We start from the raw sequence: 13,854 nt of genomic DNA on the forward strand, positions 1-13,854 counted from the left end.
CGCCCTCACGCAAGCGTATTGCCGTTATTTGCCGATCAGGCCGACAGCAAACGTTTGCGAAGCCTTGTATGAGTTCCAAAACCAATAGCCGGATCACAAAAAAAGACCGGTATAAAAAAAGAAAGAAAGGAGCTTCACCCATGAAACTGAGCAGCACCGCGTTATTGGCCCTGGCCATCAGCAGCGTTACCGCTACGGCCTACGCTGAGTCCCAGAGCCAGGCTTTCACACCGGTCACCGTCAAGGAAAAGAGCGCCCAAAGCGAAGCCACCGGCTTTGTCGAAGGGCAATCGGTCACCGGTTCCACGCGTAACTGGTATGCGAATGAATCGTTCAAGCGGGGCGCGACGCTCAACTATCGTAAAAATGGTGAGACTCACACGACTGACCGCCGCATCAACTGGGTGCAAGGCACGATCATCAAGTACAACTCGGGCTTCACCGAAGGCACCGTAGGCTTCAGCACCGAAGTCGCGGCCTACAACGCAATCGCCCTGGACCGTGATCGTAAAGACCTCGCGTCCGGCAACGGCGGTGCGCCTGAGCCAGGCCGCGGCGGCCGTGGTAACAACCGTACTTTGACTGAAAATGGCGGTGACGCTGTTGATCAGTGGAGCAAACTGGGCCTGGCCAACGTCAAGGCACGCGTCTCCAACACCACACTGACGGCTGGTCGCCAGAATTTCAGCAGCCCGCAAGTGGATGTCATCGGTAACCGTCCCCTGCCTTCGAGCTTCGAAGGTGTGACCCTGCACAGCGAAGAGCTGGAAAACCTCTCCTTCGACCTCGGCACCTTCGACCGTAACTCGCCGCGTACCGAACAGAGCCAGCGCAAGTTCCGTTCCGAATACGGCGACGGCACTGCCGAAGCGGATCACGTCAACACCGCCGGTATCACCTACCAGCCGTTCGCCAGCCTGACCACCAGTCTGTGGGGCACCCAGGCTGAAGACCTGTGGAACCAGTACTACTTCGGCGCCAGCCATGTGTTGGGCGACAGCTCGATCCTGAGCCTGACCACCGGCCTGAACTACTACAAAACCGTCGACGAAGGTAAAGCCAAGCTCGGCCAGATCGACAACGACACCTACTCCCTGTCGTTCGGCCTGACCCACCAGGCTCACAGCCTGACCTTCTCGTACCAGGAAGTGAACGGTAACGAGTACTTCGACTACCTGCACGAAACCAACGGCATCTACCTGGCCAACTCCCTGTTGTCGGACTTCAACGGCCCGAACGAGAAATCCTTCCAGGTCGCCTACGGCCTGAACATGGCTGAATACGGCGTTCCAGGCCTGAAGTTCAACATCTACCAGGCGCGCGGCTGGGGCATCGACGGTACTCACTACAACAGCACCGGCTACGGCGACGTGAAGGGGATGGACGGCGAGCACCATTACGAATACGGCATCGGTGCTTCGTACGCCGTGCAGAGTGGCCCGCTCAAGGCGACCGCGATCCGCGCGACCTACACCGCTCACCGCGCCAGCGAAAACCAGGCGGATGGCAGCCTCAACGAGTTCCGTCTCGTGACCACCATCCCGTTCAACGTTCTGTAATGCACCCGCCGAACGGCTGATTCAGTGACGAATCTACCGTTCGGCTTTTGTCCTTAACTGATTGCAGAGGGCTCTTGATGAAAATGCTTCCCCTACGTGCGGCCATCGCTGCCGCGTTGCTGAGTGTTGCCGTTGGCGTCTCGGCCAAACCCTTGGTGGTTTGCACCGAAGCCAGTCCGGAAGGCTTCGACATGGTTCAATACACGACTGCAGTCACAGCCGATGCGGTGGCCGAAACCATCTTCAACCGCCTGGCGGACTTCAAGCCCGGTACCACCGAAGTGATTCCGGCACTGGCCGAGTCCTGGGACATCAGCGAAGACGGCCTGACCTACACGTTCCACCTGCGCAAAGGCGTCAAGTTTCACACCACCGAATACTTCAAGCCGACCCGCGACATGAACGCCGACGACGTGGTCTGGAGCTTCCAGCGTCAACTGGACCCGAATCACCCGTGGCACAAACTGTCGAGCGTGGGCTTCCCGTACTTTGAAAGCATGGGCTTCAAGGAACTGCTGAAAAGCGTCGAGAAAGTTGACGACAACACAGTCAAATTCACCCTGACCCGCCGCGAAGCGCCGTTCCTGGCCGACATCGCCATGGCGTTCTCCTCGATTTACCCTGCCGAGTACGCCGACCAGCTGCTCAAGACGAACAAGACCGGCGACCTCAACAACAAACCGGTCGGCACCGGCCCGTTCGTTTTCCAGCGTTACGCCAAGGACGCCCAGGTTCGCTTCAAGGCCAACCCGGACTACTTCCGTGGCAAGCCGCCGGCTGACTCGTTGATCCTGGCCATCGCCACCGACAACAACGTGCGCCTGCAGAAGCTCAAGGCCAACGAGTGCCAGGTTGCGCTGTATCCGAAGCCGGATGACATCCCGAGCATCAAGAAAGACGCCAAACTGAGCGTCGATGAACTGAACGCGATGACCGTTTCGTACATCGCCATGAACACCACACACAAGTACATGAGCGACGTGCGGGTGCGCAAAGCCATCGACATCGCCTTCGATAAAGAGGCTTATGTCAACGCGCTGTTTGGTAAAGGCAATGCGACAGTGGCGGTCAACCCGTTCCCGGACACGCTGCTGGGCTACAACCACAGCCTGAAAAACCCGGCCCGTGATCTGGACAGGGCCCGCGCCCTGCTCAAGGAAGCCGGCGTACCGGAAGGCACCACCTTCACCCTGTTCACCCGCAACGGTGGCGGCCCGACCAACCCGAACCCGATGCTCGGCGCGCAGATGATGCAGGCTGACCTGGCCAAGGTCGGGATCAAGATCGACATCCGCGTGATGGAATGGGGCGAAATGCTCAAACGCGCGAAAAACGGCGAGCACGACATGGTTTCCGCCGGATGGGCGGGTGATAACGGCGACCCGGATAACTTCCTGACGCCTATGCTCAGTTGCGAAGCCGCGAAGAACGGCGAAAACTATGCACGCTGGTGCAATGACAAGTTCCAGGCGCTGATCGACCAGGCTCGCGAAAAAACCGATCCGGCCGAGCGGGCAGCGCTGTACGAGCAGGCCCAGGTTATTTTTAACCAGGACCAGCCATGGATCAGCATGGCGCACACTAGAATGTTCACCGCTATGCGCAACAACGTAGAGGGCTATCACATTAGCCCCCTCACCACTAATAACTTCGCCACCACCCAGGTGAAGTAGATAAGAAAACTCCCGGTGTCCCTGACTCCAGGGACACCAGGCACGCCTAACCGGCTGATGAGGTACACCAGAAGATGTTTAGTTTTATTGCCCGCCGATTGGGGTTATTGATCCCCACGTTCTTCGGCATCACCTTGCTGACTTTCGCGTTGATTCGCATGATTCCAGGCGACCCCGTGGAAGTAATGATGGGCGAACGACGAGTCGACCCCGAAATGCATGCTCAGGCAATGGAACGCCTAGGTCTGAACAAACCGCTGTATGCCCAATACCTGGACTACATCGGCAAACTGGCTCACGGCGATCTCGGCGAATCCCTGCGTACCCGTGAAAGCGTGTGGAGCGAGTTCAGCTCTCTATTCCCCGCGACCCTGGAACTGTCCATGGCCGCCCTGTTGTTCGCCGGCATCCTGGGCCTTCTGGCCGGGGTGATCGCGGCACTCAAGCGAGGATCCCTGTTCGACCATGGGGTGATGGGCATCTCCCTGGCGGGATATTCGATGCCGATCTTCTGGTGGGGCCTGATCCTGATCATGTTCTTCTCGGTGTCCCTGGGCTGGACCCCGGTGTCCGGGCGGATCGACCTGCTCTATGACATCGAGCCGCGCACCGGCTTCATGCTCATCGACACGCTGCTGGCCGATGACGTCGGTGCGTTCCTCGATGCCCTGCATCACCTGATCCTGCCGGCCATCGTGCTCGGCACCATCCCGCTGGCGGTGATTGCGCGGATGACCCGTTCTTCGATGCTCGAAGTGCTGCGTGAAGACTACATCCGGACCGCCAAGGCCAAAGGCCTGTCGCCGTCGCGCGTAGTGTTCGTACACGGCCTGCGCAACGCACTGATTCCGGTACTGACCGTGGTCGGCCTGCAAGTCGGCACATTGCTGGCCGGTGCGGTCCTGACCGAAACCATCTTCTCGTGGCCCGGCATCGGCAAATGGCTGATCGAAGCCATTGGCGCACGGGATTATCCCGTGGTGCAAAACGGCATCCTGTTAATCGCCTGCCTGGTGATTCTGGTGAACTTCATCGTGGACATCCTCTACGGCTTCGCCAACCCACGCATCCGTCACCAGCGCTGAGATCATGACCATGACCACTCCAGCTTCAACTGCAAATCAAGCGGTAACAGTCGATCAAAGCCTGCTGTACCCGTCCCCGTACAAAGAATTCTGGCAAGCGTTCTCCAAGAACAAAGGCGCCGTCGCCGGCCTGATGTTCATGTTGCTGGTGATCTTCTGCGCGATCTTCGCGCCGTGGGTCTCGCCACATAACCCAAGCGAGCAATACCGTGACTTCCTGCTGACCCCGCCGTCCTGGCTGGAAGGCGGGCAAATCCAGTTCCTGCTCGGCACCGATGAACTGGGCCGCGACCTGCTGTCGCGCCTGATCAACGGTTCGCGCCTGTCCCTGCTGATCGGCTTGTCGTCGGTGGTGATGTCGCTGATCCCGGGCATCCTGCTCGGTCTGTTCGCCGGCTTCTTCCCGCGCATCCTTGGCCCGACCATCATGCGTCTGATGGACATCATGCTGGCCCTGCCCTCGCTGCTGCTGGCCGTGGCGATTGTCGCCATCCTCGGCCCTGGCCTTATCAACACCATCATTGCCATCGCCGTCGTTTCGTTGCCGTCCTATGTTCGTCTGACCCGCGCTGCGGTGATGGGCGAGCTGAACCGCGACTACGTGACCGCCGCGCGCCTGGCCGGTGCCGGTCTGCCACGCCTGATGTTCGTCACCGTGCTGCCCAACTGCATGGCGCCGCTGATCGTTCAGGCCACCCTGAGTTTCTCCTCGGCGATTCTCGATGCCGCAGCCCTTGGCTTCCTGGGCCTTGGCGTACAACCGCCAACCCCTGAGTGGGGCACCATGCTGGCTTCGGCTCGCGACTACATCGAACGCGCCTGGTGGGTAGTAAGCCTGCCTGGTTTGACCATTTTGCTCAGCGTGCTGGCAATCAACTTGATGGGCGACGGCCTGCGCGATGCGCTGGACCCGAAACTCAAGAACGCCGCCTGAGGAGATTCAAATGTCACTGTTAGAAATCAAGAATCTCAACGTTCGCTTCGGCGACAAGAACGCCGTTCCGGTGGTCGACGGGCTCGACATTTCCGTGGACAAAGGCGAAGTGCTGGCCATCGTTGGCGAGTCGGGTTCGGGTAAATCCGTGACCATGATGGCGCTGATGGGCCTGATCGAACATCCGGGGATCGTCACCGCCGACGCCCTGAATTTCGACGGCAAGAACATGCTCAAGCTCAGCAACCGTCAGCGTCGGCAAATCGTCGGCAAAGACCTGGCCATGGTCTTCCAGGACCCGATGACCGCGCTGAACCCGAGCTACACCGTGGGTTTCCAGATCGAAGAAGTGCTGCGCTTGCACCTGAAAATGTCCGGCAAGCAAGCGCGCAAACGCGCCATCGAACTGTTGGAAAAAGTGGAAATCCCGGGCGCCGCCAGCCGTATGGACGCCTACCCACATCAACTGTCGGGCGGCATGAGCCAACGTGTTGCGATCGCCATGGCGATTGCCGGCGAGCCCAAACTGCTGATCGCCGACGAACCGACCACAGCTTTGGACGTGACGATTCAGGCGCAGATCATGGACCTGCTCCTGGCGTTGCAGAAAGAGCAGAACATGGGCCTGGTGCTGATCACTCACGACCTCGCGGTCGTGGCTGAAACCGCCCAGCGTGTGTGCGTGATGTACGCCGGCCAGGCCGTAGAAGTCGGTCATGTGCCACAACTGTTCGACATTCCGGCGCACCCGTACAGCGAAGCGCTGCTCAAGGCGATTCCGGAACACAGCCTCGGCGCCTCACGCCTGTCGACATTGCCGGGTATCGTTCCCGGTCGTTACGACCGTCCGCAAGGCTGCCTGCTGTCGCCGCGCTGCCCGTATGTGCAGGACAGCTGCCGTGCGCAGCGTCCGACCCTTGACCCGAAAAGCAACAGCCTCGCCCGCTGCTTCTACCCGCTGAACCAGGAGGTGGCGTAATGGCCGTCGTACTTACCGCCCGCGACCTCACCCGTCACTACGAAGTGTCCCGCGGCCTGTTCAAGGGCCATGCGACCGTACGCGCCCTGAACGGTGTGTCGTTCGAACTGGAAGCCGGCAAGACCCTCGCTGTCGTGGGCGAATCCGGTTGCGGCAAATCCACCCTGGCCCGCGCCCTGACGCTGATCGAAGAGCCGTCTTCCGGCTCCTTGAAAATCGCCGGGCAGGAAGTCGCCGGTGCAGACAAGGCTCAACGCAAACAACTGCGCAAAGACGTGCAGATGGTGTTCCAGAGCCCGTACGCCTCGTTGAACCCTCGGCAGAAAGTCGGTGATCAACTCGCCGAGCCGCTGCTGATCAACACCAGCCTCAGCGCAGCCGAGCGTCGCGAAAAAGTGCAGGCGATGATGAAGCAGGTGGGTCTGCGCCCTGAGCATTACCAGCGCTATCCGCACATGTTCTCCGGCGGTCAGCGCCAGCGGATCGCACTCGCCCGCGCCATGATGCTGCAGCCTAAAGTGCTGGTCGCGGACGAACCGACCTCGGCGCTGGACGTGTCGATCCAGGCGCAGGTGCTGAACCTGTTCATGGACCTGCAGCAAGAGTTCAACACCGCCTACGTGTTCATCTCGCACAACCTCGCGGTTGTACAACACGTTGCCGATGACGTGATGGTGATGTACCTCGGTCGCCCGGTGGAAATGGGCCCGAAGAACGACATCTACGAGCGTCCGCTGCACCCGTACACCCAGGCGTTGCTGTCGGCCACACCGACCATTCACCCGGACCCGAACAAGCCGAAGATCAAGATCGTCGGCGAGTTGCCCAACCCGTTGAACCCGCCGTCGGGCTGCGCTTTCCACAAGCGTTGCCCGTACGCGACCGACCGTTGCAAAACCGAAGAGCCAGCCCTGCGCCCTCTCGATAACCGCCAGGTGGCTTGCCACTACGCCGAGCAGTTCCTCGACGGCGCGGCGTAACAGCGGGCTGAAAAAACCTGTAGGAGCGAGCCTGCTCGCTCCTACAAGGGATAGGTGTTCTGTTCAAAAACCTCTTCTGCTTCGATTGCGCGTCAATCGGGTCGAAGGGGTTTTATTTTGCCTGCTACTCAGGCCCCTTCTTCCTCATCACTGTCCGGCTCGTCAGTGGTCGTATCATCATCGTCCGCGCTGCCGCCCTGCCCCTGATCACCGGGCTCTGATTCGGACTTGGCGATCATCATGCCGGTGTGCGTCACTTGCCCACTCGATGCCTGGCTTTCGTGATCCTCACACTCGGCCCAGACCGCCGAACTGCCGAGGGCCAGCATCAGCAAAACCTTCAACAGCAGCACAATGCGTAGCAACCTGTTCATAGTCGATTCCATCCTTTTGCAGGTGAAACATCTGTACCTGGCTGGCGCTCTTTGAAATCTAGTTCCGATCAGCCGGGTTCTCCAGATAGGACGCTAACGAAGAGACGGAATGCGCTGGCTTTAGAGATTGGTTGTGAATATGGCCTATAACCAAACCCGCTAACACGATGCTTTTCTGTAGGAGCCAGCTTGCTGGCGATGGTCGTTAACGATAACGCGCGCTGTCAGGATTAACGCGGCGTTCTCTGGTCCATCGCCAGCAAGCTGGCTCCTACAGGGGGGGATTTGTGTCGGGCATTAAAAAACCCCGGTGCTTTCGCTACCGGGGCTTTTGGTTTTGCAGCTCAGCGCTTAGTGGTGCTCACGCGTCGCACGGAATTTCACGTCCGGCCAGCGCTCTTCCATCAACGCCAGGTTGACGCGGGTCGGCGCCAGGTAGGTCAGGTGACCACCGCCGTCGACCGCGAGGTTTTCCACGGCCTTGACCCGGAACTCCTCGAACTTCTTCTTATCGTCGCAATCGATCCAGCGCGCGGAGTACACGGTGATCGGCTCGTAGGAGCACTCAACCTTGTATTCCTCTTTCAAGCGGCTGGCGACCACGTCGAACTGCAGCACACCGACGGCGCCGAGGATGATGTCGTTGCTGCGCTCAGGGAAGAACACCTGGGTCGCGCCTTCTTCGGCCAATTGCTGCAAGCCTTGGCGCAGTTGCTTGGATTTCAGCGGATCACGCAGACGCACGCGACGGAACAGTTCCGGGGCGAAGTGCGGGATACCGGTGAAGCCCAGGACTTCACCTTCGGTGAAGGTGTCGCCGATCTGGATGGTGCCGTGGTTGTGCAGGCCGATGATGTCGCCGGCAAACGCTTCTTCCAGTTGCTCACGCTCGGAGGAGAAGAACGTCAGGGCATCGCCGATCCGCACGTCCTTGCCGGTGCGCACGTGGCGCATCTTCATGCCTTTTTCGTACTTGCCGGAGCAAATGCGCATGAAGGCGATACGGTCGCGGTGTTTCGGGTCCATGTTCGCCTGGATCTTGAACACGAAGCCGCTGAATTTCTCTTCGACCGGCTCCACGGTGCGCTCGTTGGCGACACGGGCCAGCGGTTTCGGTGCCCAGTTGACCACGGCGTCGAGCACGTGATCGACACCGAAGTTGCCCAGTGCGGTACCGAAGAACACCGGGGTCAGTTGGCCGTCGAGGAATTCCTGCTGGTTGAATTCGTGGCAGGCGCCCTGAACCAGTTCCAGTTGATCAACGAAGCGATCGTACTCGTCGCCCAAGTGCGCGCGGGCTTCATCGGAGTCGAGCTTTTCGATGATTTTCACATCGGTGCGCTCGTGGCCGTGACCGGCGGTGTACACGATGATGTAGTCGTCGGCGAGGTGATAAACGCCTTTGAAATCGCGGTAGCAACCAATCGGCCAGGTGATCGGCGCGGCCTTGATCTTCAGGACCGCTTCGATTTCGTCGAGCAGTTCGATCGGGTCTCGGATGTCACGGTCGAGTTTGTTGATGAAGCTGACAATCGGCGTGTCACGCAGACGGCAGACGTCCATCAACGCAATGGTCCGTGGCTCTACACCCTTACCGCCGTCGAGGACCATCAATGCCGAGTCCACCGCCGTCAGGGTGCGGTAGGTATCTTCGGAGAAGTCTTCGTGGCCCGGGGTGTCGAGCAGGTTGATCATGTGATCGCGATACGGGAACTGCATGACCGACGTGGTAATCGAGATACCCCGCTGCTTTTCCATTTCCATCCAGTCGGAGGTGGCATGGCGGTCGGACTTGCGAGACTTCACCGTGCCGGCAACCGCAATCGCCTTGCCCATCAGCAAGAGTTTCTCGGTGATGGTGGTTTTACCGGCATCGGGGTGGGAAATAATGGCGAAAGTGCGGCGTTTCGCGACTTCGGCGGCCTGTTTGGTCATGGGAAATCGCCTGGCGGTGATTCAAAAAAGGGCGGCGAGTATAGCGCAAACCGACCGCCACGGACCACCGCCCGCCCGGACGCGCGGACTTTTGTAGGAGCCGGCTTGCCGGCGATTGGGGCCGTACGCCTTGCGGTGATCTCTCGGCCCTCATCGCCGGCAAGCCGGCTCCTACAGGGTTGCGTTATGGCATCGAACGGGGGCGTGTTCGGTCATCAAGGGTGGCTATCTGCTGCTAATTATGGAACCTTTTAAAAGGTGGAGGCGTCCACTCCCCTGTTACGGCACTCGTCCCAGGGGCCGAAAAATCAGCAAGTTAGCCTGACGAGGCTGCGCTTATGGCTCGATTCATGTCCCTTCGCGGGCATAGAACGCGCTGCTTCTCGCGAACGCTTACTTCGGCAGCCAGGACTGGCATTGCCACACGAAGCTGCGTTCGCCGACAAAGAAAAAAGGAGTCCGCCTGTGGCTATTCGCTATGGCAAAGGGCTGACAGGAGGTGCGGTTGTCGTCGCCCTTCTGGCCCTGCTGGTCCACTGGATTGGCATCAACACGATCGAACAGTACCGCGACGATTTGTTGTTTTACCTGCAAGCTCATCTGATTCTCGTCCTCGCCTCCATGCTGGCCGCCCTTGTTGTGGGCATACCCGCCGGTATCTTCCTCAGCCGTCCGACCATGGTGGGACGCGCCGAACGCTTCATGCAGATCTTCAACATCGGCAACACCGTGCCGCCTCTCGCCGTACTGGCCATTGCCCTGGGGATTCTGGGCATCGGCAGCGGCCCCGCGATCTTCGCCCTGTTCCTCGCCTCGCTGTTGCCGATTGTGCGCAACACCTATGAAGGCCTGAAAAATGTTCAGGGCTCCCTCAAGGAAGCGGCCGTCGGCATCGGCATGACGCCGACTCAAGTGCTGTGGCAGGTCGAACTGCCGAACGCCGTGCCGATCATCATCGGCGGCGTGCGTGTGGCGCTGGCGATCAACGTCGGTACCGCACCGCTGGCGTTCCTGATTGGCGCCAACAGTCTGGGCAGCCTGATTTTCCCCGGCATCGCCCTGAACAATCAGCCGCAACTGCTGCTCGGCGCGGCCTGCACCGCCCTGCTGGCCTTGCTGCTCGACGGCCTGGTGACACTCGCCAGCCGCCTCTGGCTCGAACGCGGCTTGCGCCCGTCTTAAGCCTCGGCAAAGGAATAATCATGAAGACATCAAGCTTTTTACTAGGCTGCGTTCTGCTGTTCTCGGGAATCGCCCAAGCCGCTGAAAAACCGGTGATCCGCATCGGCGCCCGGGTGTTCACCGAACAAACCCTGCTCGCGGAAATCACCTCCCAGTACCTGCGCGCCAAGGGTTATGACACCCAGGTGACTGGCGGTCTGGGCAGCAACCTCGCTCGCAGCGCCCACGAAAGTGGCCAACTGGACCTGATGTGGGAATACACCGGCGTCTCACTGGTGGCCTACAACCATGTCACCGAAAAACTCGACAGCGCTCAGTCCTACGCCAAGGTGAAAGAACTCGACGCGAAAAAAGGCCTGGTCTGGCTGACCCCGTCGAAGTTCAGCAACACCTACGCCCTGGCCCTGCCGGAAAAAACCGCGAAGGCCTACCCGCAGATCAACACCATCAGCGAGCTGAACACGGTGATGCAGGCTGAGGCGAAGACTAATCACCTGGTCGCGCTGGACACCGAGTTCGCCAACCGCTCCGATGGTCTGGACGGCATGGTCGACCTCTACAGCATGAACCTGACGCGCAAAAACATCCGCCAGATGGATGCAGGCCTGGTCTACACCGCCCTGCGCAATGGCCAGGTGTTCGCCGGTCTGGTCTACACCACCGACGGTCGCTTGAACGCCTTCAAGTTGAAACTGCTTGAAGACGACAAGCACTACTTCCCGGACTACACCGCCGCGCCGGTGGTGCGTCAGGTTTACCTCGATGCCCACCCGCAACTGGCGCAAGAGATCAAGCCGCTGGCCGAGCTGTTCGATGACGAAACCATGCGCCAGCTCAACGCGCGGGTCGATGTCGATCACGAAAGCCCTTCATCCGTTGCCGCCGACTTCCTGCGCCAGCACCCCATCAACTAAGGAGGAAAAGTCATGGAATTTCTCAACGCCTTTTCCCATCTCGACTGGCCGCAGGTGCTGCACCTGACCTGGCAGCACATCACCCTGGTCGGCATCGCCGTGACCCTGGCGATTCTGGCCGGCGTGCCGCTGGGCATTCTGATGACGCGTTTCCCGACGCTCGCCGGCCCCTTGCAAGCCAGCGCCACGGTGCTGCTGACCGTACCGTCGATTGCACTGTTCGGCCTGCTGCTGCCGTTCTACTCCAAATTCGGCCAGGGCCTGGGGCCGATGCCCGCGATCACGGCAGTGTTTCTGTACTCGTTGCTGCCGATCATGCGTAACACCTACCTCGCCCTGACCGGCGTCGAACCGGGCATTCGCGAAGCCGCGCGCGGCATCGGCATGACCTTCGGCCAGCGCCTGCGCATGGTCGAACTGCCGATTGCCGTGCCGGTGATCCTCGCCGGCGTGCGCACCGCCGTGGTCATGAACATCGGTGTCATGACCATCGCCGCGACCATCGGCGCCGGTGGCCTCGGTGTCCTCATTCTCGCTTCCATCAGCCGCAGCGACATGTCGATGCTGATCGTCGGCGCAGTGCTGGTCAGCCTGCTGGCCATCTTCGCCGACCTGCTTCTGCAATGGCTGCAACGCACGCTGACTCCAAAAGGACTGCTCAAATGATCGAACTTCAAAACCTCAGCAAGACTTTCCAAAGCAACGGCAAAGATGTGAAAGCCGTGGACTCGATCAGCCTGACCGTCAATGAAGGCGAAATCTGTGTGTTCCTCGGGCCATCGGGCTGCGGCAAAAGCACCACGCTGAAGATGATCAACCGCCTGATCAAGCCGACCTCGGGCAAGATCCTGATCAACGGCGAAGACACCACCGACCTCGACGAAGTGACCCTGCGTCGCAACATCGGTTACGTGATCCAGCAGATCGGCCTGTTTCCGAACATGACCATCGAGGAAAACATCACCATCGTTCCGCGCCTGCTGGGCTGGGACAAACAGAAGTGCCACGACCGCGCCCGCGAGTTGATGAGCATGATCAAGCTTGAACCCAAGCAATATTTGAATCGTTATCCGCGAGAATTGTCCGGTGGTCAGCAGCAACGGATCGGCGTGATTCGCGCACTGGCGGCGGATGCACCGTTGCTGTTGATGGATGAACCGTTCGGCGCGGTCGACCCGATCAACCGCGAGATGATCCAGAACGAGTTCTTCGAGATGCAACGGGCGCTGAACAAGACCGTGATCATGGTCAGCCACGACATCGACGAAGCGATCAAGCTGGGCGACAAGATTGCAATCTTCCGCGCCGGCAAGCTGTTGCAGATCGATCACCCGGACACGCTGCTGGCGCACCCGGCGGACGACTTTGTCAGCAACTTCGTCGGCCAGGACAGCACGCTCAAGCGTTTGCTGCTGGTGAAGGCCGAAGACGCGGCGGACAACGCACCGTCCGTCAGCCCGGAGACGCCGGTGGCTGAAGCGCTGGAGTTGATGGATGAACATGACCGGCGTTATGTCGTGGTCACGGACGGTGAGAACAAGGCGCTCGGTTATGTACGACGTCGCGACCTGCACCGTCAGACCGGGGCTTGCGCGCAGTACCTGCGTGAGTTCAATGCCACGGCAGCGTACGACGAGCATTTGCGCATCCTGTTGTCGCGGATGTACGAGTTCAACCGTTCGTGGTTGCCGGTGATGGATGCCGAGCGAGTGTTCCTCGGCGAAGTGACGCAGGAATCGATTGCCGAGTACCTGAGTTCCGGCAAGTCCCGAGGCGGCAAGACCAGCATTGTTTCGCCAGCCGAGGCTGTTGCCTGACATCTATATAGCTGGGTAAACATGCAAAACCTGTGGGAGCGAGCCTGCTCGCGATAGCACCTTGTCAGCCAACGAAGATGTTGAATTTGAAATTGCCATCGCGAGCAGGCTCGCTCCCACAAAAACCGCACAGCCTGTGACCGGAAAAAAATATCAACACCTGCCTCGGCAAGCGGCCTCTAAAAAGGTCCGCCGAAACAGTCAAAAAATCACTCAGCCGTCCTTTTCGCAGCTATCGTCGCCGATGTTGACGCCATCGCAGTTGTCTTTGAGTTGGCAGACATAAGCGTCGAACGTGCAGGTATTTTTAACACTTCAGATTTCCTCGGGAACATCGGCCTGTCATCTGTGTCGAGTACAAGGAGAGCTGGCGGCAACGTGCGTCAGACAAGTGCAAAAACGCGACATTTTTTGTTGATCTC

At 59.6% G+C, this 13,854-nt stretch carries 12 protein-coding genes; 10 read left to right on the forward strand and 2 right to left on the reverse strand.

From position 1 onward, the window contains the following. Positions 1 to 140 precede the first annotated feature (140 nt). From KGB25_RS08850 to KGB25_RS08875, 6 genes are all read left to right on the forward strand, one after another. Entirely contained in the window at positions 141 to 1,559 is a 1,419-nt protein-coding gene (locus KGB25_RS08850; RefSeq protein WP_223434789.1) for an OprD family porin, read from the forward strand. Positions 1,560 to 1,636: 77 nt separating this feature from the next. Beyond that, positions 1,637 to 3,232 carry an ABC transporter substrate-binding protein gene (locus KGB25_RS08855; RefSeq protein ID WP_008036266.1) on the forward strand — a complete coding sequence of 532 codons (1,596 nt, stop codon included), beginning with the start codon at positions 1,637 to 1,639 and terminating at the stop codon, positions 3,230 to 3,232. A 74-nt stretch (positions 3,233 to 3,306) separates the two neighbouring features. Then, on the forward strand, positions 3,307 to 4,317 hold the full coding sequence (locus tag KGB25_RS08860) for an ABC transporter permease subunit (protein WP_008024401.1): 1,011 nt from the start codon (positions 3,307 to 3,309) through the stop codon (positions 4,315 to 4,317). A 10-nt stretch (positions 4,318 to 4,327) separates the two neighbouring features. Further along, entirely contained in the window at positions 4,328 to 5,251 is a 924-nt protein-coding gene (locus KGB25_RS08865) for an ABC transporter permease subunit (protein WP_192227718.1), read from the forward strand. Between the two features lie 10 nt (positions 5,252 to 5,261). Continuing rightward, positions 5,262 to 6,230, forward strand: coding sequence for an ABC transporter ATP-binding protein (locus tag KGB25_RS08870; protein WP_008036265.1), 969 nt, complete (start codon positions 5,262 to 5,264; stop codon positions 6,228 to 6,230). Beyond that, positions 6,230 to 7,210: a peptide ABC transporter ATP-binding protein gene (locus KGB25_RS08875; protein WP_008024408.1), complete on the forward strand. Its 981-nt coding sequence runs from the start codon at positions 6,230 to 6,232 to the stop codon at positions 7,208 to 7,210. The genes KGB25_RS08870 and KGB25_RS08875 overlap by 1 nt, the downstream gene beginning before the upstream one ends. A gap of 128 nt (positions 7,211 to 7,338) precedes the next feature. Here KGB25_RS08875 and KGB25_RS08880 read toward each other — a convergent pair whose 3' ends face one another. Further along, on the reverse strand, positions 7,339 to 7,584 hold the full coding sequence (locus tag KGB25_RS08880; RefSeq protein ID WP_223434790.1) for a hypothetical protein: 246 nt from the start codon (positions 7,582 to 7,584) through the stop codon (positions 7,339 to 7,341). 351 nt (positions 7,585 to 7,935) lie between these two features. Then, positions 7,936 to 9,519, reverse strand: coding sequence for a peptide chain release factor 3 (locus KGB25_RS08885; protein ID WP_008024413.1), 1,584 nt, complete (start codon positions 9,517 to 9,519; stop codon positions 7,936 to 7,938). Positions 9,520 to 9,984: 465 nt separating this feature from the next. Here KGB25_RS08885 and KGB25_RS08890 point away from each other — a divergent pair, with 465 nt between their 5' ends. The 4 genes from KGB25_RS08890 to KGB25_RS08905 are packed head-to-tail and all read left to right on the forward strand — an operon-like array spanning position 9,985 to position 13,432. Continuing rightward, positions 9,985 to 10,701 (forward strand): ABC transporter permease, encoded by a 717-nt coding sequence (locus KGB25_RS08890; protein WP_192227715.1) that lies wholly within the window; start codon positions 9,985 to 9,987, stop codon positions 10,699 to 10,701. A gap of 20 nt (positions 10,702 to 10,721) precedes the next feature. Continuing rightward, complete coding sequence (locus KGB25_RS08895) at positions 10,722 to 11,615, forward strand: glycine betaine ABC transporter substrate-binding protein (protein WP_223434791.1); 894 nt, start codon at positions 10,722 to 10,724, stop codon at positions 11,613 to 11,615. A gap of 12 nt (positions 11,616 to 11,627) precedes the next feature. Further along, the gene (locus KGB25_RS08900) at positions 11,628 to 12,281 is read left to right on the forward strand and encodes an ABC transporter permease (protein ID WP_207285284.1); all 654 of its coding nucleotides are present in this window, start codon (positions 11,628 to 11,630) and stop codon (positions 12,279 to 12,281) included. Continuing rightward, entirely contained in the window at positions 12,278 to 13,432 is a 1,155-nt protein-coding gene (locus KGB25_RS08905; protein ID WP_223434792.1) for a betaine/proline/choline family ABC transporter ATP-binding protein, read from the forward strand. Before KGB25_RS08900 ends, KGB25_RS08905 begins: the two co-directional genes overlap by 4 nt. Positions 13,433 to 13,854 lie beyond the last annotated feature (422 nt).

The sequence above is a fragment of the Pseudomonas sp. BF-RE-21 genome (genome assembly GCF_019947305.1).
Lineage (GTDB): Bacteria > Pseudomonadota > Gammaproteobacteria > Pseudomonadales > Pseudomonadaceae > Aquipseudomonas > Aquipseudomonas migulae.

What these genes read in the sequence shown, in the direction of transcription:
- KGB25_RS08850 (WP_223434789.1), top strand. Translation starts at nt 141, where the DNA reads ATGAAACTGAGCAGCACCGCGTTATTGGCCCTGGCCATCAGCAGCGTT.
- KGB25_RS08855 (WP_008036266.1), top strand. Translation starts at nt 1,637, where the DNA reads ATGAAAATGCTTCCCCTACGTGCGGCCATCGCTGCCGCGTTGCTGAGT.
- KGB25_RS08860 (WP_008024401.1), top strand. Translation starts at nt 3,307, where the DNA reads ATGTTTAGTTTTATTGCCCGCCGATTGGGGTTATTGATCCCCACGTTC.
- KGB25_RS08865 (WP_192227718.1), top strand. Translation starts at nt 4,328, where the DNA reads ATGACCACTCCAGCTTCAACTGCAAATCAAGCGGTAACAGTCGATCAA.
- KGB25_RS08870 (WP_008036265.1), top strand. Translation starts at nt 5,262, where the DNA reads ATGTCACTGTTAGAAATCAAGAATCTCAACGTTCGCTTCGGCGACAAG.
- KGB25_RS08875 (WP_008024408.1), top strand. Translation starts at nt 6,230, where the DNA reads ATGGCCGTCGTACTTACCGCCCGCGACCTCACCCGTCACTACGAAGTG.
- KGB25_RS08880 (WP_223434790.1), bottom strand. Translation starts at nt 7,584, where the DNA reads ATGAACAGGTTGCTACGCATTGTGCTGCTGTTGAAGGTTTTGCTGATG.
- KGB25_RS08885 (WP_008024413.1), bottom strand. Translation starts at nt 9,519, where the DNA reads ATGACCAAACAGGCCGCCGAAGTCGCGAAACGCCGCACTTTCGCCATT.
- KGB25_RS08895 (WP_223434791.1), top strand. Translation starts at nt 10,722, where the DNA reads ATGAAGACATCAAGCTTTTTACTAGGCTGCGTTCTGCTGTTCTCGGGA.
- KGB25_RS08900 (WP_207285284.1), top strand. Translation starts at nt 11,628, where the DNA reads ATGGAATTTCTCAACGCCTTTTCCCATCTCGACTGGCCGCAGGTGCTG.
- KGB25_RS08905 (WP_223434792.1), top strand. Translation starts at nt 12,278, where the DNA reads ATGATCGAACTTCAAAACCTCAGCAAGACTTTCCAAAGCAACGGCAAA.